19 protein-coding genes are annotated in these 19,790 nt (G+C 69.8%); 17 read left to right on the top strand and 2 right to left on the bottom strand.

The genetic code is table 11. The features are described 5' to 3' along the window. Positions 1-37: 37 nt before the first annotated feature. Positions 38-1,120, bottom strand: a complete 1,083-nt coding sequence (locus ACFJGV_RS07190) for an ABC transporter substrate-binding protein (protein ID WP_378147931.1) — start codon at positions 1,118-1,120, stop codon at positions 38-40. Positions 1,121-1,315: 195 nt separating this feature from the next. On the opposite strand from ACFJGV_RS07190, the gene ACFJGV_RS07185 reads away from it, so the two are divergent. The 17 genes from ACFJGV_RS07185 to ACFJGV_RS07105 all read left to right on the top strand — a co-directional run bounded on the left by ACFJGV_RS07185 (position 1,316) and on the right by ACFJGV_RS07105 (position 18,935). Continuing rightward, entirely contained in the window at positions 1,316-2,410 is a 1,095-nt protein-coding gene (locus ACFJGV_RS07185; RefSeq protein WP_378147930.1) for a Gfo/Idh/MocA family protein, read from the top strand. Positions 2,411-2,483: 73 nt separating this feature from the next. Next, a complete protein-coding gene (locus ACFJGV_RS07180; RefSeq protein WP_378147928.1) occupies positions 2,484-3,398 on the top strand; it encodes a sugar phosphate isomerase/epimerase family protein in 915 nt (304 codons plus the stop codon). Between the two features lie 134 nt (positions 3,399-3,532). Next, positions 3,533-4,276 (top strand): SDR family NAD(P)-dependent oxidoreductase, encoded by a 744-nt coding sequence (locus ACFJGV_RS07175; RefSeq protein WP_378147926.1) that lies wholly within the window; start codon positions 3,533-3,535, stop codon positions 4,274-4,276. A gap of 10 nt (positions 4,277-4,286) precedes the next feature. Then, the gene (locus ACFJGV_RS07170; RefSeq protein WP_378147925.1) at positions 4,287-5,411 is read left to right on the top strand and encodes an aldose 1-epimerase family protein; all 1,125 of its coding nucleotides are present in this window, start codon (positions 4,287-4,289) and stop codon (positions 5,409-5,411) included. Positions 5,412-5,509: 98 nt separating this feature from the next. Next, a complete protein-coding gene (locus ACFJGV_RS07165) occupies positions 5,510-6,772 on the top strand; it encodes a CaiB/BaiF CoA transferase family protein (protein WP_378147923.1) in 1,263 nt (420 codons plus the stop codon). Next, complete coding sequence (locus ACFJGV_RS07160; RefSeq protein WP_378147922.1) at positions 6,769-7,875, top strand: hypothetical protein; 1,107 nt, start codon at positions 6,769-6,771, stop codon at positions 7,873-7,875. The genes ACFJGV_RS07165 and ACFJGV_RS07160 overlap by 4 nt, the downstream gene beginning before the upstream one ends. Before the next feature lie 2 nt (positions 7,876-7,877). After that, positions 7,878-8,660: an enoyl-CoA hydratase/isomerase family protein gene (locus ACFJGV_RS07155; RefSeq protein ID WP_378147920.1), complete on the top strand. Its 783-nt coding sequence runs from the start codon at positions 7,878-7,880 to the stop codon at positions 8,658-8,660. An 87-nt stretch (positions 8,661-8,747) separates the two neighbouring features. Next, on the top strand, positions 8,748-9,932 hold the full coding sequence (locus ACFJGV_RS07150; RefSeq protein WP_378147919.1) for a fumarylacetoacetate hydrolase family protein: 1,185 nt from the start codon (positions 8,748-8,750) through the stop codon (positions 9,930-9,932). Beyond that, positions 9,929-11,023 carry a LacI family DNA-binding transcriptional regulator gene (locus ACFJGV_RS07145; RefSeq protein WP_378147918.1) on the top strand — a complete coding sequence of 365 codons (1,095 nt, stop codon included), beginning with the start codon at positions 9,929-9,931 and terminating at the stop codon, positions 11,021-11,023. Before ACFJGV_RS07150 ends, ACFJGV_RS07145 begins: the two co-directional genes overlap by 4 nt. A gap of 32 nt (positions 11,024-11,055) precedes the next feature. Then, on the top strand, positions 11,056-12,564 hold the full coding sequence (locus ACFJGV_RS07140; protein WP_378147916.1) for an aldehyde dehydrogenase family protein: 1,509 nt from the start codon (positions 11,056-11,058) through the stop codon (positions 12,562-12,564). Between the two features lie 76 nt (positions 12,565-12,640). Continuing rightward, complete coding sequence (locus ACFJGV_RS07135) at positions 12,641-13,603, top strand: aldo/keto reductase (protein ID WP_378147915.1); 963 nt, start codon at positions 12,641-12,643, stop codon at positions 13,601-13,603. After that, a complete protein-coding gene (locus ACFJGV_RS07130; protein ID WP_378147913.1) occupies positions 13,600-14,442 on the top strand; it encodes an amidohydrolase family protein in 843 nt (280 codons plus the stop codon). The genes ACFJGV_RS07135 and ACFJGV_RS07130 overlap by 4 nt, the downstream gene beginning before the upstream one ends. A 96-nt stretch (positions 14,443-14,538) precedes the next feature. Continuing rightward, the gene (locus tag ACFJGV_RS07125; RefSeq protein WP_378147911.1) at positions 14,539-15,897 is read left to right on the top strand and encodes an ABC transporter substrate-binding protein; all 1,359 of its coding nucleotides are present in this window, start codon (positions 14,539-14,541) and stop codon (positions 15,895-15,897) included. A gap of 201 nt (positions 15,898-16,098) precedes the next feature. Then, the gene (locus ACFJGV_RS07120; RefSeq protein ID WP_378147909.1) at positions 16,099-16,869 is read left to right on the top strand and encodes a carbohydrate ABC transporter permease; all 771 of its coding nucleotides are present in this window, start codon (positions 16,099-16,101) and stop codon (positions 16,867-16,869) included. Next, positions 16,856-17,818, top strand: coding sequence for a carbohydrate ABC transporter permease (locus ACFJGV_RS07115; RefSeq protein ID WP_378147907.1), 963 nt, complete (start codon positions 16,856-16,858; stop codon positions 17,816-17,818). The genes ACFJGV_RS07120 and ACFJGV_RS07115 overlap by 14 nt, the downstream gene beginning before the upstream one ends. 23 nt (positions 17,819-17,841) lie before the next feature. Beyond that, positions 17,842-18,150, top strand: a complete 309-nt coding sequence (locus ACFJGV_RS07110) for an L-rhamnose mutarotase (protein ID WP_378147905.1) — start codon at positions 17,842-17,844, stop codon at positions 18,148-18,150. 44 nt (positions 18,151-18,194) lie between these two features. Continuing rightward, positions 18,195-18,935 (top strand): alpha/beta fold hydrolase, encoded by a 741-nt coding sequence (locus ACFJGV_RS07105; RefSeq protein WP_378147904.1) that lies wholly within the window; start codon positions 18,195-18,197, stop codon positions 18,933-18,935. Between the two features lie 30 nt (positions 18,936-18,965). Here ACFJGV_RS07105 and ACFJGV_RS07100 read toward each other — a convergent pair whose 3' ends face one another. Continuing rightward, positions 18,966-19,745, bottom strand: coding sequence for a FadR/GntR family transcriptional regulator (locus tag ACFJGV_RS07100; RefSeq protein WP_378147902.1), 780 nt, complete (start codon positions 19,743-19,745; stop codon positions 18,966-18,968). Between the last annotated feature and the right edge of the window lie 45 nt (positions 19,746-19,790).

Genomic DNA, 19,790 nt, shown 5'->3' with positions numbered 1-19,790 from the left:
GTCAGTGATCTCCTTGGAAGAGGGACGTCCGGGCGGTTCAGGAGCCCGAGTAGTACTTCAGGACGTCCTCGAGCTTCAGGTCGAGGCCGGGGAAGTCGTAGCCGAGCTGGAAGTTGGCCGGCTTGTCGTCGAGGCAGTAGTCGGCCGCGTTCTCGTTCGTGATCTCCAGCGGCGGGAAGTACTGCTGCCGCTCGATCTCCTGACCCTCGAGCAGTGCGACGGCCTGCTCCAGACCCTTCGCGTAGATGGCGGGCTGGCCGAAGACCATGTCGCCCTTCAGCCCATCCGCCCCGTACTTCACGAGCTCGCACGCCTCGCCGTTGTAGCCGGATCCGCCGACGACGGGCACGAACGGCAGCCCGGCCGCCTTGAACGCCTCGGGCACACCCTGGCCGCCGGTGAGGAAGGAGTAGACCCCGCCGATGTCGGGGTTGGAGCGGAGGATGTTCGACATCGCCTCCTGGGCGGTCGCCTCGTTCCAGCCATTGGTGTCCTGGGCGACGACGGTGGCGCCGCCCTTCTCGAGCGTGTCGATGACGCCGGGCATCGAGCCCTCGTTGAGCGGCACGCCCGCCAGGCCCTCGAGCACGGCGATGTTCTTGTTCGAGCCGAGGTTGTCGAGCAGCCAGTCGGCGCCGATGGTGCCGGCGTTGGCCCAGTCGGTCGAGACGACGTAGACGTCCTCGCTGTCGTACGGTCCGCCGTTGGCGATGACGGGGATGCCCTGGGCCGTCGCCTGCGTGATCGCCGCATCCGCGCCGCTGGAGGAGGCGGGGTCGAAGAGGATGAGGTCGACGCCGTCGGCGATGAGGTTCTGCATCGCCGCGTTCTGCTGTGCTGCGTCGTTGTCGTTCGTGCGGACGATCTTGAGCTCGACCTTGTCCTTGTACTCGGGGCTGTTCGCCAGCGCCTGCAGCGAGGCGAGGCCCATCTCGCGCCAGGCCTGGCCGCCGAGGGGTTGCTCGAACCCGATGACGAACTTGCCGCCGTCCGCTCCCGGCGCGGAGCCGCCGCCCTCGGCGGGGGCCGAGGTGCAGCCCGCGAGGACGGTGATCGCGGTGACCGCGGAGATGACGCCGGCCGCCTGGGCGAGCCGCTTGGTGTGCCGTGATGATGCCACGATTTCTCCCTTGAAATGCGTTGTGCAGAAGGTCAACCGGGCACGGTTCCCGCTCGATTCGCCGGTGAATCGCTGTGGTTGACGGATGGTGTGGCCCGACACTAACGTAAATCTGGCAGCGCTGCCAGTAGCGCTATCAACGAATTCCGGTACTGTGATCGAACGCACTTCGCAACGAAGCGAGAGGAACCCCCGATGGTCACGACGACCCCGTCCGAGTTCGCCCCGGACGTCGAGATCCGCAGCCGTGCTCACGCCATCGGCTGCATCGGCGCGGGCATGATCATGGCCGACAACCACCTCGCCGCCTACGCCGAGGCGGGCTTCCCCGTCGTCGCGATCGCCTCCCGTACTCAGGCCAAGGCGCAGCAGGTCGCCGACCGCTGGGGCATCGGCAGCGTGCACGCCACGCCGAGCGAGCTGCTCGATGACGAGCACGTCGAGATCGTCGACATCGCCTTCCCGCCGGATCAGCAGCCGGCGATCATCCGGGAGGCGCTGACGAAGCCGCACATCCGGGCGATCCTGGCCCAGAAGCCCCTCGCGCTCGACCTCGACGAGGCCGTCGCCCTCCGCGACGAGGCGGCCGCGGCCGGCAAGATCCTCTCGGTCAACCAGAACATGCGCTACGACCAGTCGATCCGCGTGCTCAAGCAGATCCTCGACCGCGGCGAGCTCGGCGACGTCGTCTTCGCCTCGATCGACATGCGGGCCATCCCGCACTGGCAGACGTTCCTCGAGGGGTACGACCGGCTCACGCTGGCGAACATGAGCGTCCACCACCTGGATGCGCTGCGCTACCTGTTCGGCGACCCCACCGAGATCTCGACGGTGGTGCGCCGCGATCCCCGTACCGAATTCGAGCACGAGGACGGCATCGTCGTCTCCACGCTCCGCTTCCCGGGCGACGTGCTCGCCCTCTCGCTCGAGGACGTCTGGAGCGGCCCCCGCGAGGAGGGCTTCGACTCCGACCTCTCCATCACCTGGCGTGTGGAGGGCACGCGGGGTGTGGCGAAGGGGACGATCGGCTGGCCGACTGGGCAGCCCTCGACCCTCACCTACGCCTCTGCGCTCACCACCGACGGGCAATGGGTGACCCCCGCCTGGGACACGCACTGGTTCCCGCACGCCTTCATCGGCGTGATGGAGCAGGTGCAGAACGCGGTCGAGACGCAGTCCGAGCCCGAGCTCTCGGTGGCCGACAACGTCAAGACGATGGCGCTCATCGAGGCGGGATACCGCTCGATCGCCGAGAAGCGCCCCGTGCAGCTCTCGGAGTTCTCGCTCTGACCCGTCCCGAACCTGTCCGTACCTTCTCGACCCACCCCATCCACCTCAACCAGAATCAGGGAGCAACGACGCCATGATCCAGCTGGGCATCTTCACCGCCTACTACCCGTACGACCTCGAGACCACCGCGAAGAAGATCCGGGAGCACGGCTTCAACACCGTGCAGCTCGACCTGCACTTCAAGGACATGGACCTCTCGGCCGGTCAGATCACGAAGGAGAAGGCCAAGAAGGTCTCCGACACCTTCCGCGACCACGACCTGCCGATCAGCGCGATCTCGGGCTACACGAACATCGTCCACCCGGATGCGGAGCACCGCCGCCAGAACGTCGAGTACCTCAAGGAGATCATCCGCAATGCGCGGAACTTCGGCTCGAAGTACGTCATCTCCGAGTCGGGCACCTTCAACCCGGACAGCGAGTGGGACCACGACCCGCACAACCGCACCGAGGACGCGTACGAGCAGGTGCGCGACGTGCTCGCCGAGCTGGCCCAGGAGGCGTACGACCACGGCGCCACGTTCCTCCTCGAGACCTACGTGAACAACGTCATCGGCTCGGTCCGCGAGACCGTGCGCGTGTTCAACGACATCCGCACCCCCGGCCTCGAGCTGCTCATGGACCCGACGAACTACTTCGACCAGGACAACATCGACGACCAGGCCGGTGTCCTCAACGAGGTGTTCGACACCCTCGGCGACCGGGTCCGTGTCGCCCACGCCAAGGATGTCAAGCGCGCCGGGTCCGACAAGAGCGAGAAGCACGCCGACATCGGCGACGACGACGCGCTGGCCTCGCACACCTTCCGCGGCGTGGGCGAGATCGAGCTGCCGGCCGCCGGCCTCGGCTCGCTCGACTACGACCTCTACCTGCAGCGCCTCTCGGAGCAGAACCCGAACGCGCCGCTCATCATCGAGCACCTCGACGAGGCCGACATCCCGCGCGCGAAGGCGTTCGTGACCGAGGTCCTCAAGCGCTACACCATCTGACCCGCGGGGGATGGGGCTCCGCCCCTCGCCCCCGCATCGGGTTTGTCCAGGTTTCCGTCGCCATTCCACGAATTCGCGACGGAAACCTGGACAAAGCCGACACCATGGACCACAGAAGAGGAACGGGACACAGCATGAACGATCGCGTGGCGATCATCACGGGAGCAGGGGGCGCCCTCGGGCGCGCCACCGCGCTGCGGCTCGGGCAGGACGGCTTCGCCGTCGCCGTGCTCGGCCGTGCGAGCGAGGAGCTCGACGAGTCGGCGCGACTGCTCGACGAGGCGGGGGCGCGGGTGCGCACCCTCGAGGTCGACCTGCGCGACGCGGACGCGATCGAGTCGGCGATCACGTCGACCGACCGCGACTTCGGGCCGGTCGAGGCGCTCGTCAACAACGCGGCGATCTACCCCTCGACCCCGTTCCTCGACATCCCGCTCGCGGAGTACGAGGACGTCGTCACCGTGAACCAGCGCGCCTACTTCTACGCCGCGCAGGTCGCCGCCCGCCCCATGGTGGAGCGGCGGTCGGGCTCGATCGTCAACGTGGGCTCGATCACCTTCCACGGCGGATGGGCGAACCTCGCCAGCTACGTCTCCACCAAGGGCGCCGCCGTCGGCCTGACGCGGGCGCTCGCCCGCGAGCTCGGCGAGCACGGCGTCCGCGTGAACGCGGTCTCGCCGGGCGCCTTCCCGACCAAGGCGGAGGAGATCCAGGGCGACAGCGCGGAGTACACGGAGTTCGTGCTCACCCGTCAGTCGCTGAAGCGCCGCGGCACCAACGCCGAGCTGGCGGCGGTCGTCTCGTTCCTCGTCGGGCCGGACTCGGCCTTCGTGACGGGGCAGACGATCAACGTCGATGGCGGCTGGATCATGGAGTAGGGGGAACGACATGGACGTCTTCGGACACGACCTCACGCGCCGGCAGCTCGCCGAGCGCACCGGCGACCTCTCGGCCGTCGCGGGCATCCGCCACGTGGTGCTCGACGACGGGGTGGAGCGGGGCGTGCGCGCCATCGACCTCCGCACGTCGGCGGGCCTCGAGCTCGAGGTGCTCGTCGATCGCGCCTTCGACCTGGGCTCGGCGCGCATCACCGGGGTGCCGTTCGGCTGGCGCTCGGGCAACGGGTTCCGGCACCCGGGGCTGCACGAGCACACGGATGAGGGCGGTCTGTCGTGGCTGCGCGCCCTCGACGGCCTGCTCGTCTCGGGCGGTCTCGACCACACGCTCTTCGGTGGCGAGGTCGACGCCACCCGCTACGCGTATCCGCCCAAGCAGACCGTGTCGCACGGACTGCACGGCCGCCTCACCGCGATCCCCGCGCGACTGCTCGAGGCCCGCGAGGTCGTCGATCCGGAGAACGGGTCGAGCGTGTTGCGCCTCGTGGGCGAGGTGATCCAGGCGACCTCGTTCGGCGAGCACCTGCGGCTCACCCGCACGATCGAGGTGGATGTGGACGGCCGCGAGATCCGCCTGCACGACGTCGTCGACAACCTCGGCTTCGAGCCCACGCCGCACATGTTCCTCTACCACATCAACTTCGGCTGGCCGATCGTCGACGAGGGGACGGAGTTCGTCGCCGCGATCTCCGAGCACCTCTGGCAGTCGGACTCGGTGGCCGAGCAGGGCATCTCGTACCGGACGCTGCCGGCGCCGGTGCTGAACATGGTCGAGCAGGTGACCGAGCATGAGCTCGTCGTCGGGCCCGACGGGCTGCATCGCGTCGCGCTGCTGCGTGCCGACGGTGCCCTCGGTGTCGAGGTCTCGTGGGATCCGGCGGGCATGCCCAGCTTCTTCGAGTGGCAGAACCTGCGAAGCGGCCAGTACGCGGTCGGCCTCGAGCCGTCGACGCACCACGTCGGGGGAGACGGCGCCGCACGCGAGGACGGATCGATGATCTGGCTCGAGCACGGGGAGTCGAGGGAGTACCGCACCGCGATCCGGGTCCTGGTGGGGCAGGACGAGACGGACGGGGCCCGTGCGCGCATCCGCGACATCGGCGGACAGCCCGACTGAGGAGCCGGGCGGTGTCGCAGAGCACCGCCCGGCTTTCAAAGGTATGATGTTGTTAGCGCTGCCATAGACGTCGGCGCTCGAGCAGGAAGAAGATGGACATGACCGACGGACAAGCCGCCGAACCTCCCGAGGTGCTCTCCGGTGTGCGCGTGCTGGACTGCTCGATCGCCATGGCGGGGCCCTTCGCGGCCCAGCGTCTCGGCGACCTCGGAGCCGACGTCATCAAGGTCGAGCCGCCCACGGGGGAGTGGCAGCGGCACGCCGCGGCCGGCGGGGCCAACGGCAACCGCATCAACGTGTCGTTCCTCTCGCTCAACCGCAACAAGCGATCGATCGCGGTCGACCTCAAGTCCGATGAGGGCAAGCGCATCCTCTACGACCTCGTGGCGACCTCCGACGTCTTCCTGCAGAACTACCGACCGGGCGTCGCGGCCCGGCTCGGCGTCGACTACGACACCCTCCGCGCGATCAACCCGAGCCTCGTCTACGTCTCGATCTCGGGCTACGGCGAGGACGGCCCGTACCGCAACCGCCCCGGGCAGGACCTCTTGCTGCAGGCGATGAGCGGCGCCATGCTCTCGGCCGGCTCGCACGGCGCACCGCCGCAGCCGGCCGGGCAGTACCTCGTCGACGCGGTGACCGCCTCCACCGCCTTCGAGGGTGTGCTCGCCGCGCTCTTCCACCGTGAGCGCACGGGGCAGGGGCAGCTGGTGACGGTCAACATGCTGGATGCGATCACCACGCTGCAGATGCAGGAGCTGTCGGTCTACACCGTCGGCGGCGTCGAGCAGCGTCGCGGGGCTCAGCCGCATGCGCACGTCTACATCCGCGCTCCCTACGGGGCCTTCGCCACCACCGACGGGTTCGTCGCGCTGGCCATGCCCGAGCTCTCGACCCTCGGCCGGGTGATCGGGGAGGACACCTTCCTCGACATGGACACCGAGACCGACAGCTGGCGGTACCGCGACGAGATCTACGAGCGCACCGCCGCCCGGCTCGCCACGGAGTCGACCGCGCACTGGCTGGAGGCGCTCGGCGAGGCCGGCATCTGGGCGGGCCCGGTCTACGACTACGAGGCGCTCGTGAACGATCCGCAGATCGAGCACAACGGCACCTTCATCGAGTACGACCACCCGACCGAGGGTCGCATCAAGACCCCGGGCTTCCCGTACCGGCTCTCGGAGACCCCGGCGCGCATCGACCGGGGTGCCCCCGTGACGGGCGAGCACACCCGCGAGATCCTGGCCGAGCTCGGTGTGGAGTCCGAGGCGGTGGACGCCCTCGTGCAGTCCGGAGTCGTGGTGGCCGAGTCCTCCGAGACGCCCGTCCGCTCCGAGGTGCCCGTCACGGAGTCCGCATGACCTCCTATCGGGGCATCACGTGGGACCACCCGCGCGGCAGGAACGCGCTGCGGGCGGCCGCCGAGCGCGAGCGCGAGTCGGGCTCGGGTCTCGACATCGTCTGGGACGCCCACTCCCTCGAGCACTTCGAGTCGCATCCGATCGACGACCTCGCGGAGCGCTACGACCTGATCGTGCTCGACCACCCGCACCTCGGCGAGGCGCTCGAGCTGGGGTCCCTCCGGCCCATCGACGACGTGGTGCCGGCGGCGCAGCTCGAGCGCTGGGCGGGGGAGGCAGTCGGTCCCTCGTTCACCTCGTACGAGGTGGAGGGGCGCCAGTGGGCGCTGCCCCTCGACGCTGCCACCCAGGTGTCGGTCCGCCGTGCGGACCTCTGCCCGGCCGAGCCCCGCACCTGGGACGAGGTGGAGACGCTGTCGCGCACCCACCCGGTCGCGCTCTCCCTCGCCGGACCGCACGCCTTCCTCACCTTCGCGTCGATGTGCGTCGCGTTCGGCTCCGCCTTCGACGACGACGTGGTGGGCACCGAGGTGCTCGACCGGATGCGGTCGATCGCCTCTCGCGCCCCTCGCGACGCCGAGACGCAGAACCCGATCGCGCTGCTGCAGCGGATGACCGACACCGCCGACCTCGCCTGCATCCCCCTCGTCTACGGCTACGTCAACTACTCGTCCCCCGCGCTTCGCTTCGGCGACGCGCCCGCCGCGCAGCCGGGCGGCCGCCTGGGTTCGACGATCGGCGGCACCGGGCTCGCGCTGAGCCGCCGCTGCGAGGTCACGCCCGAGCTGCTGCGCCACATCGAGTGGCTCATGTCGCCGGATGCGCAGGTCGGCTTCATCCCCGCGCACGACGGCCAGCCGAGCACGCGGGCCGCCTGGCTCGACGACGAGGTCGATCGCGCCTCGCACGGCTTCTACCGGTCGACCCTGCGCACCATCGAGCAGTCGTGGGTCCGCCCCCGCTACTCCGGGTACATCCGGTTTCAGGCCGACGCGTCCGCGATCATCCGCGACGCCGTGGCCGGCGAGCTCTCGATCCCCTCCGCGCTCGCGGCGCTCCGCGCCGCGGCCCAGCACCCGCAGAAAGTGACGGAACAGTGGTGAGCATGCCTGCACTCGGCACCGACGAGATCCTGCTCGAGCTCGACGGGCACGTCGCGACGATCACGATCAACCGTCCGGCGAAGCTGAACTCGGTCACCCAGGAGATGTCGGACGCGCTCGTCGTCGCCGCGACCTGGGCCAACGAGGAGGACGAGGTCCGCGCGGTCGTGCTGACCGGGGCGGGGGACCGGGCGTTCTGCGCCGGCAGCGACATCCGCTCTCTCGACAAGTACCGCACGCCGTGGGAGTTCCGGAACCGCGAGGACTACTGCGACGCGCTCCGCCTGCTGCGGAAGCCGCTCATCGCCGCGGTGAACGGCTACGCGTTCGGCGGCGGCCTCGAGACGGCGATGACCTGCGACATCCGCCTCGCCTCGTCGACCGCGTCGTTCGCGGCCCCCGAGATCAAGCTCGGCTGGATCGGCGGGGGCGGCATGAGCACGTTCCTCGCGCGCTCGATCGGCCCCTCGAACGCCGCCGTCATGATCATGACGGGCGATCCGATCACGGCGCAGCAGGCCCTGGCGTGGAACCTCGTCTCCGAGGTGGTCGAGCCGGGTGCGCTGCTGCCGCGGGCGCGCGAGCTCGCGACCACGATCGCGACGCGGCCGCCCATCGCCGCCGAGACAGCCAAGGCCAACCTCCGCGCCGCGTTCACCATGACGCAGGACGAGGCCATCCGCTACGAGCGCGACCTCCAGACGATCACGTTCGCGACCGAGGACGCCGCCGAGGGCCGCCGCGCCTTCGCCGAGAAGCGCGACGCCGTCTTCCGCCGCCGCTGAGCCCAGCGCCGCCGAACACGCCCAGCGCACCCGACCGCATCCACCCCACCCCGACCGACCGCATCCGCCCCGACAGGAGCCCACCGCATGCCCACGACGATCACCGCCGACGTCGCGACCACCCTCCCCGCGGATCGCTACGCGGGAACCCTCCTCGGCCGGGTCTGGGACCCGGCGGTCGAGGGCCCCTCGCCCGTGCTGGTGAGGGAGGACGGGCTGTACGATCTCTCCGACGCCTTCGCCACCGTGAGCGACCTGCTGGAGAGCGACGACCCGGTCGCCGCCGCCCGCGCCGCGCTCGCGGAGGGCGCGCCGAACCTCGGCACGCTCGAGGACGCGCTCGCCGCGACCGTCGCCGGCGACACGAGTCGGGTCCGGCTGCTCTCGCCCCTCGACCTGCAGACCGTCAAGGCCGCGGGCGTCACCTTCGCGGTCTCGATGATCGAGCGTGTGATCGAGGAGCGGGTGAAGGGCGATCCGGATGCGGCGGCCGCCATGCGCGACGAGATCCTCGCGGAGATCGGTGCCGACCTGAGCGCGATCGTCCCGGGCTCCGACGAGGCGGTCGCGCTGAAGGCCTTCCTCGTCGAGAAGGGCATCTGGAGCCAGTACCTCGAGGTCGGGATCGGCCCCGACGCCGAGATCTTCACCAAGGGCCCGACCCTGTCGACCATGGGTACCGGCGTCGCGGTCGGTGTCTGGTCGAAGTCGCAGTGGAACAACCCCGAGCCCGAGGTCGTGCTCGCGCTCACCTCGAGCGGCCGTATCGTCGGAGCGACGCTGGGCAACGACGTCAACCTCCGCGACGTCGAGGGCCGGTCCGCGCTCCTCCTGCCGAAGGCCAAGGACAACAACGCCTCCTGCTCGATCGGGCCCTTCATCCGCCTGTTCGACGAGACCTTCGACCTCGACACCGTGCGCGGTCTCACGGTCTCGCTCGACCTGGTCGGGGAGGACGGCTTCGAGCTCCACGGCACGAGCGAGATGCGGCGGATCAGCCGCGATCCCGAGGATCTCGCCGCGCAGCTCATCGGCCCGTCGCACCAGTACCCCGACGGCGCCGCGCTCATGCTCGGCACCATGTTCGCGCCGATCGTCGACCGCGACGAGCCCGACCGCGGCTTCACCCACAAGCGCGGCGACGTGGTCGCGATCTCGGCACCCGAACTCGGTAGTCTGGTCAACCACGTCGAGGAGAGCGAGAGGTGCGAACCATGGGTGTTCGGGATCGGCTCGCTGATGCGCAACCTGGCGAGTCGGAACCTCCTGTGACCCCGGGGCTCGGGGTCGTCGCCGACCTCGACCCCGCCGCCGACCTCGAGGCCGCTGCGGCGGGGCCGAGACTCACACGCCGGTCGACGCAGACGGTGACGCTCCACGACGTCGCCCTGCACGCCGGCGTCTCGCCGCAGACGGTCTCGCGCTCCATCCGGGCGCCCGAGCTGGTATCGGAGTTCACCCTGGAGCGGGTGCGCTCGTCGATCGCCGCCACCGGCTACGTGCCGAACCTCGCCGCCTCGAACCTCGCCTCCAACCGGAGCATGACCGTCGCCGTGCTCGTGCCCGATGTGAGCGCCTCCGTGTTCGCGGATGCGCTGCACGGGCTGGAGGAGGTGCTCGGCCCGGCCGGGTACCAGCTCTTCCTCGGCTCGACCGGCTACCGACCCTCCCTCGAGGAGGACCTCGTCCGCTCCTTCCTCGGTCGCCGTCCGGACGGCTTCTTCATCGTCGGCACCACGCACACCGAGCGGACGACGCACCTCCTGCGCGAGTCGCGCGTTCCGATCGTCGAGACCTGGGAGATGACGGACTCGCCGATCGACTCGCTCGTCGGCTTCTCCAATCACGACGCCATCCGCGCGATCGTCGAGTACGCCCACGAGCGCGGATACCGGCACCCCACGTTCGCCGGTTCGCTCCAGACGGGCGACTTCCGCGCCGCGAAGCGCCGCGCCGCGTTCGAGGAGACGGTCGCCGAGCTGTTCCCCGACGAGCCCCTCCGGGTCGTCGACTCCGGCACCGCCCGGGTCGACCTCGAGACCGGCAAGCTGCTCCTGCACCAGGCGCGCTCCGTGCATCCCGACACCGACGTGCTCATGTTCGCCAGCGACATCTTCGCCGCCGGCGCCATCCTCGAGGCGGGCAGGCAGGGCATCTCAGTGCCCGGCGACCTCGCCATCACCGGGTTCGGCGACTTCGAGCTCGCCCGCTACCTCGCTCCGACGCTCACCACGGTCTCGGCGCCCAACCGCGAGATCGGCACCGTCGCCGGCGAGCTGCTGCTGCAGCGCATGACCCACCGCACCGACGACGTCCGTCGCGTCGACCTCGGCTTCTCCGTCGTCGCTCGCGAGAGCGCCTGACCTCCCTCCTCGGTCTCCCGAAAGGACCCACGATGATCACCACGACAGATCCCCGCACCGGTGTCAGCGCTGCCACCGACCTCGAGAAGACCTCTCCGGAGGAGGTCGCCGCGATCGCCGCTCTGGCCGCCTCCGCGGCGCGCGACCTCGCCGCCCTCGGTCGCGAGTTCCGCGCCGAGATGCTCGACGCCATGGCCGTCGCCCTCGAAGGCAGTCGCGAGCAGCTCGTCCAGACCGCCGAGGCGGAGACCGGTCTCACCGCCGCGCGCCTGAACGGCGAGCTCAGCCGCAGCGCGTTCCAGCTCTCGCTGTTCGCCGCCGCGATCCGCGAGGGCTCGTACCTCGAGGCAGCCATCGACCACGCGGGCGACACCCCGCTCGGCCCGCAGCCCGACGTGCGGCGCATGCTCGTGCCGATCGGAGCCGTCGCCGTCTTCGGCTCGAGCAACTTCCCGTTCGCCTTCTCCGTGCTCGGCGGCGACGTCGCGTCGGCGCTCGCGGCCGGCTGCCCGGTGGTCGCCAAGGCCCACGGGTCGCATCCGCTCACCTCGGCCCTCTCGTACGAGACGCTGCTCGCCGCGGCGCGCTCGGTCGGTGCACCCGAGGGCACGATCGGCATCGTGTACGGGCAGGAGGCGGGCACCCAGCTCGTCAAGGACCCCAACATCACCGCCGTGGGCTTCACCGGCTCGCTCGGCGCCGCCGAGGCGCTGCAGGCCGCCATCGCCACGCGGCCCGAGCCGATCCCGTTCTTCGGCGAGCTGTCGAGCATCAACCCGCTCGTCGTCACCGCCGGCGCCGCCGCGGCGCGCTCCTCCGCGATCGCCGAGGGCCTGTTCGCCTCCTACACGGGATCGGCGGGGCAGCTCTGCACCAAGCCCGGCCTCGCCTTCGTGCCCTCGGGTGCGTCGGGGGACGAGCTGGTCTCCGCGCTGAGCTCGCTCACCGACGATGCGGGGGCGGGCGTCCTGCTCAACTCGCGCATCCGAGGGTCGTTCGACGCCATCGAGGCCCGTCTCGTCGACGCGGGCGCCCGGGCGCTCGCACGCGGGCAGGAGGCAGAGGGGGAGGGCTACACGGTGCCCCCGACCATGCTCGAGACCACGGCCGGCGAGCTCTCGGCCGAGCTGGCCGAGGAGTGCTTCGGCCCGATGATCGTGGTCGTGCGCTACGACTCGGTCGACGAGGTCGTCGAGGCGATCGGGCGCGTGCCCCGCTCGCTCACCGCCACCGTGCACTCGGAGCCCGACGAGGATGACCTGGTCGCTGACCTCGCCGCCTCGCTCGAGCCGTTCGCCGGCCGGCTGGTCTTCAACGGGTATCCCACCGGAGTCCGGGTGTCGTGGGCGCAGCACCACGGCGGCCCGTGGCCGGCGACGAACACGCAGCACACGTCGGTCGGGGTCACGGCCATCCGCCGGTGGCTGAGGCCGATCGCCTGGCAGAACGCGCCCGCCGCGGTGCTGCCGGCTGAGCTGCGCGACGACGACGTGTCGGTTCCGCGTCGCGTCGACGGAGTCCTCACCCTGCCCGCACGCTAGACGGGTGGCACCGAGTCGTCAAAGATACTATGTATGACGTCTGGTGCACCCAGACACTCGACGAGGAGGCGTGACGATGCAGACACGACGGATCGCGGCCGGGCCGCAGCTGACCGAGATCGGATTCGGAGGGGCGCAGCTGGGCAGCCTCTACCGTGAGACCACCGATGAGGAGGCCCGCGCCGCGGTCGACGCCGCGTGGAAAGCGGGGGTGCGGTACTACGACACCGCTCCGCACTACGGCATCGGGCTCTCCGAGCGCCGACTCGGGGCCGCGCTGGTCGGCCGCGACCGCGACGAGTACGTGCTCTCCACCAAGGTGGGGCGGCTGCTCGTGCCGACCCCGGAGCTCGCGGCGGCGGGGGAGAGGGACGACGACGGCTTTGCCGTCCCGGCCACCCATCGGCGCCGGTGGGACTTCAGCCGCGATGGCGTGCTGCGGTCGATCGAGGAGAGCCTCGGCCGGCTCGGGGTCGACCGCATCGACATCGCGTACCTCCACGACCCCGACGAGCACTGGGAGTCCGCATCGACCACGGGCATCGAGGCGCTCCGCGAGCTCAAGGACCAGGGTGTCGTGCGCGCCATTGGCGCGGGCATGAACCAGGCGGCTATGCTCGCGCGCTTCGTGCGCGAGTGCGACGTCGACGTGGTGATGGTCGCCGGCCGCTACACGCTCCTCGACCGGACGGCGGAGGAGGACCTCCTGCAGGCCGTCGACGATCATGGGGTCTCGATCGTCGCCGCAGCGGTCTACAACTCCGGCCTGCTCGCCCGGGCTGACGTGCCCGACGACGCGAAGTTCGACTACGGCCAGGCGCCGGCCGAGATCGTGCAGCGGGCGCGGCGCATGGCCGAGCTGTGCCGCGAGGCCGGCGCGACCCTGCCGGATGCGGCGGTGCAGTTCCCGCTGCGCCTTCCGGCCGTCGCCTCGGTCGTCGTCGGGGTGCGCACCGCCGAGCAGATGCGAGACACCCTGGCGCGCTATCGAGCAGCGGTGCCCGCGGAGCTGTGGGCCGAACTGGAGGAGATCGCATGATCATCGACGCCCATCTCCACGTCTGGGACCTCGGCCGGGCTCGCTACCCATGGCTGACCGAGGGGGCCGGGATCCTGTATCGCGACCACGCCATCGAGGAGATCCTGCCGACCCTCGCCGCTCTCGGCATCGGCGGGGCCGTGCTCGTCCAGGCCTCGGATGAGGCGGCCGACACCGGGCTGATGCTCGACGTCGCCCGGCGGCATCCCGAGGTGGTCGGCGTCGTGGGGTGGGTCCCGCTCGACCGGCCCGACCTCGTCCCGGCCGCCCTCGACCGGCTGACCGCCGAGTCGCTGATCGTGGGCATCCGCGCCCTCGTGCACGAGCTGCCGCCGCATTGGCTGGCGGGTGCGGCTCAGGGCGAGTCGCTCTCGATGCTCGAGACCGCCGGGCTGACCCTCGACTTCCCCACCAAGGATCACCTCGCCCTCGACGAGCTGGTCGCGATCGGCGAGCGGCATCCTGAGCTGCGCCTCGTCGTCGACCACCTCGGCAAGCCGCCGATCGGTCGCGGTGAGCGGGAGCGGGCGGAGTGGCGCGACCTCCTCGCCGCGGTGGCCGAGAACCCCCGGGCGTCGGCGAAGCTCTCGGGCCTCTACTCCTCGGTCGGCGGCCCGGACGCGTGGACGGTCGACTCGCTGCGTCCCTTCGTCGACGACGCCCTCGAGCTGTTCGGGCCCGGCCGGCTGATGTACGGCGGCGACTGGCCCGTGGCGCGGATCGCGGGCGGCTACGAGCGGATGTGGGACGCGCTCACCGCCCTCCTGTCGCCTCTCGACCCGGGGGACCGCGATCTCGTGCTGGGCGGTTCGGCTGAGCGGATCTATAGGCTGCCGTAGATCTAGAGTTCCCGAAAGATCACATGTATGATCTACTTACCTAGCCGCCAGAGCCGGCGGCAGTCGTCAACGACGTCGACCCTCAAAGGACGTGACATGGCAACACAGCGCCGCAGTCGTCGCTTCACGAAGACCCTCGCCATCACCGCCGGGCTCGCTGCCCTCGGCCTCCTCTCCGCCTGCTCGGGCGGCAGCACGAGCACCGACAGCGGCTTCGGCTTCCCTTCCGCCGAGCAAGAGGACGGCAGCACCATCACGGTGTGGGTCGACGCCTCGCGCGAGCCGATCGCCAAGGCGTTCCAGGAGGAGAACCCCGACGTCCCCATCAGCATCGAGACCTACGACGGCAACTCCGGCGGGTCCGACACCTTCAAGACCAAGATGGCGCTGTTCGACCAGTCCGGAGAGGGATGGCCCGACGTCGTCTTCTCGACGCAGACCAACGACGCGTCGTGGGCGGCCAAGGAGACCAACGGCAACCAGGCCTACGCCGCGGCGCTGAACAAGGGCTTCCTCGACCAGGGCTTCCTCGACGGGTTCACCGACGGCGCTCTCGACCCGATGACCGTCGACGGCACGGTCTACGGCCTCCGCAACGACCTCGCCCCGGTGGTGCTCTGGTACAACAAGCCCCTCCTCGACCAGTTCGGCTACGACATCCCGAAGACGTGGGAGGACTACGAGGCTCTCAGCACCAAGCTCGCGGCCGAGCACCCCGGCTACATCCTCGGCACCGTCGGCGACTCGTTCGTCGGTCCGTACGTCTACTACTGGGGAGCGCAGGCTCCGATCTTCCAGCTCGACGGCAACACCTTCTCGTCGGACTTCCAGGACGAGCACTCGACGAAGATGACCGACATGCTCGACACCATGGTCGGGAACGGCACCCTCGTGCAGGACAGCGTTTTCGGCTCGGACTTCGTCTCGAAGTACTCCGACAAGATCGTCGCGATGCCCGGCCCGGCGTGGTACTCGGGTGCGCTCTTCCAGAACCCTGACAGCGTGAACGCCCCCGCGGGCACGTTCGGCGCGGCGGACCCGCTGTACTGGCAGGGTGAGGACCAGGTCACGGGCAACGTGGGCGGCGGCGTCTGGTACGCCTCGAGCCACTCGAAGAACCTCGCCGCGGTGAAGACCTTCCTCGAGTTCGTCACCTCCTCCGACACCTCCGCGAAGCTCAACTCGGGTCTCCCCGCCTACGACTCGGCGGCCTCCACCTGGCTCGATACCCAGGCCGCCAGCGGCTTCTACGCCGGTGACTTCAAGAGCGCGGTCCAGAAGGCGGCGAACAGCGTCTGGGGCGGATGGGGCTTCCCGAGCTTCAGCCCGGAGACCGCCTACGCCTCGGTCGTCGTCCCCGCTCTGGCGAGCGGCAAGACCATCGCCGACGTGGTCCCGGCCTGGCAGGAGGAGATCCTCAACGAGGCTCAGGTCCAGGGCTACGACACCAAGTAACGCCTGACGACAGGATCCATCATCACTACCACCGCTCAGCAGACGGCCCCCGCCGTCGGCCCTCTCGACACCGAGGGCCGACGGCGGGGCGCCCGCCGTCGCAAGCGCCCCGACCGCAGCCAGACCCGGATCGGCTACGCCTTCTCGGCGGGCTACACGATCCTGCTGCTCGCGTTCGGGGTCTTCCCCGCCCTCTACGCCGTGTACCTGGCGTTCACGAAGAACGGCGCCTTCGTCGGCGGCGACAACTTCGTGAAGGTGTTCGGCGACTACCGGTTCTGGCCGGCCGTCCAGCACGTGGCGATCTTCGTCGTCATCTGGCTCATCTCGCTCACCGTGCTGGTGGTGCTGATGGCGCTCATCGTGCACGCGATCCGATCGCGGTGGGCCTCGTCCGCCGTGCGGTTCCTCTACTACATCCCGGGCGCGCTGGCGGGGGCGTCGAGCGTGATGCTCTGGCTCTTCCTCCTCGACCCGACCGTGAGCCCGGTCGCCGGGGTCCTGCAGGCGTTCGGCATGGAGACCTTCGTCCAGACGGTCGCGCTCGACAACCTGCCCGTGATCTTCACGCTCATCGCGTTCTGGACGGGTGCCGGCGGCTGGATCATCATCATGTACGGCGCTCTCAACAACATCCCCGTCGAGGTGATGGAGGCGGCGCGGATCGACGGCGCCGGCACCATCAAGACGGCCTGGCACATCCAGATCCCGCTGATGCGGAAGTGGATCTCGTACATGGCCGTGATGGCGCTCGCGGCCGGCACCCAGCTCTTCGTCGAGCCGCGTGTGCTCTCGCAGGCGTCGAAGGGCGTCGTGCCGCCGGACTACTCGCTCAACCAGCTCGCGTACCTGTTCGCCTTCAAGCAGAACGACTTCAACGGATCGGCGGCCATCTCCCTGCTGCTGCTCCTCGTCGCCGCCGGGCTCTCGGCCCTGTTCGTCTTCCGAGGAGGACTCTTTGAGCGCGACTGATCTGGCCACCCGCCCCGAGCGGGCCACCCGCATCGGCGGCACCGGGCGCGCCGGCGGCACCCGCCGCGCCGCCGAGTCGCCGAGCCCGGCGAGATGGCTCGGACGGGTCGTCGCGTGGGTCATCATCGCCTTCTTCGTGGTGTTCTTCGTGCTGCCGATGGTGTGGCTGCTGCTGGCGCCGACGAAGGACGGGCGCCAGCTGCTGCTCGACAACCCGTTCAGCTTCGGCGGCTTCGAGCAGCTCGCGGCGAACTGGGATCAGCTGATGGCGTTCCAGAACGGGATCGTCTGGACGTGGCTCGGGAACGCGACCCTGTACTCGGGTGTGGCGCTGATCCTCACGCTGCTCGTGAGCATCCCGGCCGGTTACGCGCTCGCGATGGTCGACTTCCGCTTCCGCCGGACGCTGCTCATGGTGACGCTCATCGTGATGCTCATCCCCAACACGGCGCTCGTGCTGCCGACGTTCCTCGAGCTCAGCGCGGTGAAGCTGGTGGGCACGCCGCTGTCGGTGATCCTGCCCTTCTCCTTCTATCCGTTCGGGGTGTACCTGACGTACATCTACTTCTCGACGGCGGTGTCGCGCGACCTGCTGAATGCGGCTCGGATCGACGGGGCGAGCGAGTTCCGCGTCTTCGCGCAGGTGGCCATGCCGCTGGCCACCCCCGTGATCGCGCTCGTCGGATTCTTCAGCCTCGTGGGCAACTGGAACAACTACTTCCTGCCCTTCGTCATGGTGCCGGGCAAGAAGTCGCCCATCCAGGTCGGGCTCGCCGAGCTGCTGTCGAACGTCCCCCTGTTCAATCCGACGTCGGCGGCCTCCGTGACGATCGACCTCCCGGTGCTCGCGCTCGCCACCATCCTGTCGGTGGCGCCCGTGCTCATCATCTTCCTGTTCTCGCAGCGGTTCCTGGTCAGCGGCCTCACCGCGGGCGGGACGAAGGAGTGACGCCGGGACCGGTCCGAGTGGGCATGATCGCGAGGCTGCGCCCGGAGAAGCGGGCCGAGTACCTCGAGCTGCATGCCGCCGTCTGGCCGCACGTCGAGGAGGTCTCCGCCGAGGCCGGCATCCGCGACTTCACCATCTTCATCCTCGACGACGTCATCGTCGGCACCTACGACTACGTGGGCGACGACCTCGACGCCGCCCAGGCGCGGATGGAGGCGGACCCGATCATGCAGGACTGGTGGCGGCTCACGAGCGCCTGCCAGATCCCCTTCCGCGAGGGGTCGGGTCTGCCCGGCTGGGAGAGGATGACCGAGGTTTGGCACCAGGACTGAGGTTCGACGTCGAGTCGAGCGCGTGGGAGCGGCATGATTGACCGGTGAGGTCCAGCCTTCCGATCGTCTTCGTCCATGGGCTGTTCGGCCCCTTCGGCGACGCCGTCGCGTTCCACCCACTCGATCGGTTCGACTGCTCGGCGCCCGATCTCGACGGCTACGGCTCATCAGCCGAGCGGCGAGTGACGTTCCGAGGGCAGGTGCAGGCGCTCCGCGAGCATGTGACGGCTCAGCATCCCGGATCGCGGGTGCACCTCGTGGCTCACTCGATCGGAGCCGTCTATGCTTTCACCCTTGCCGATCAGTCTCCCGAGCTGGTGGAGTCGGTGACGACAGTGGAGGGGAACTTCTCTCTCGCAGACGCCTTCTGGTCCTCCTCGATCGCCACTCTCGACCAGGTCGATGCGCAGGTCGAGATCGAGCAGCGGCTGAGCGATCCCGTATCCTTCCTCACGTCAGATGGGATACCCGCCACTCCAGGCAATGTCGCGAAAGCGGTGGAGGCTCTCGCATACCAGCCCTGGCGGACCGTGTGGGATTCGGCCTCGGCGATCGTGGCAGCCACTGCGGAGACCGGTTATCAGACCATGCTGAAGAGGGTGTTCGCCGGCCGCGCGGTCCATCTGGTGGCGGGTGAGCGGAGCGCCGAAGGATGGGGTGTTCCCGAATGGGCCCGACGTGAAGCCGTCTCGTCGACGGTCATCCCCGGCACCGGGCACATGATGATGCTGGAGCGACCTGGGATGGTCCGTGCGTCGATCGGCAGACTCCTCGGCCCCGGGTAGACCGATCCGATCGGGCAGGAGCGCCGAGGCTCAGCCCTTGGTGGTGGGCAGGCGGCGGCGCTTCCAGGCCTTGGTGATGTGCGCCCGCATGGCCTCCTCCGCACGGGCGGCGTCGCCGGCCTCGATCGCCTCGAGCACGTGTCGGTGCTCCTCGAGGGTGAGGTCGAAAGCACTCTGATCGGGACGTCCCGCGAAGCGCGAGCTCTCGCGGGCCCGGGTGAAGAGCACGTGGGTGATGTTCTCCGAGAGGCGGTTGCCGGAGAGCTCCATCACCAGGAAGTGGAAGTCGGCATCCGACTGCGCGTAGGCGTCGACATCGTCGATCGTGGCGCGCATCTCCTCGAACGCGGCGCGCAGCCGTTCGAGGTCCTCCTCCGTCCGGCGCGACGCCATCTCGGCGGACATCGTGCCCTCGAGGGCGGCGCGCACGGTGGCGATCTCGTCGAGGACCCCCAGCTCGCGGTCGTTCTCGACCAGGACGGAGAGCACCACCGGGTCGAGGAGGTTCCACGACGATCGGGGACGCACCTGCGTCCCGCGACCCTGCGCGACGGTGAGGAGGCCCTTCTCCTCGAGGCGCTTCACCGACTCGCGGATGACGGTGCGGCTCACGCCGAAGTGCTGGCTGAGCACACCCTCAGGGGGCAGGGACTCACCCGGAGCGACCTCGCCGGTGACGACCACCGTGACGAGGTCGTGCACCACGGCCACCCCCAGCCGGGCCGCCGGGGTCTTGGGCGGCGAGTCGGAGGCGAGGACCGGTCGAGCGGCGCGGACGGGCGCCGGCTCCTCGTCGGGAACGTCGGTCATCTGGTCAGTGTATCGAGCGGGGTGGCGCGGAGGGAGGCGTGGTGG

Origin of the sequence: Cnuibacter sp. UC19_7 (assembly GCF_042699995.1) — a bacterium.
GTDB lineage: Bacteria > Actinomycetota > Actinomycetes > Actinomycetales > Microbacteriaceae > Cnuibacter.
Note: the sequence above shows the minus strand (reverse complement) of the source record. Positions and strands in the feature narration are given on the sequence as shown.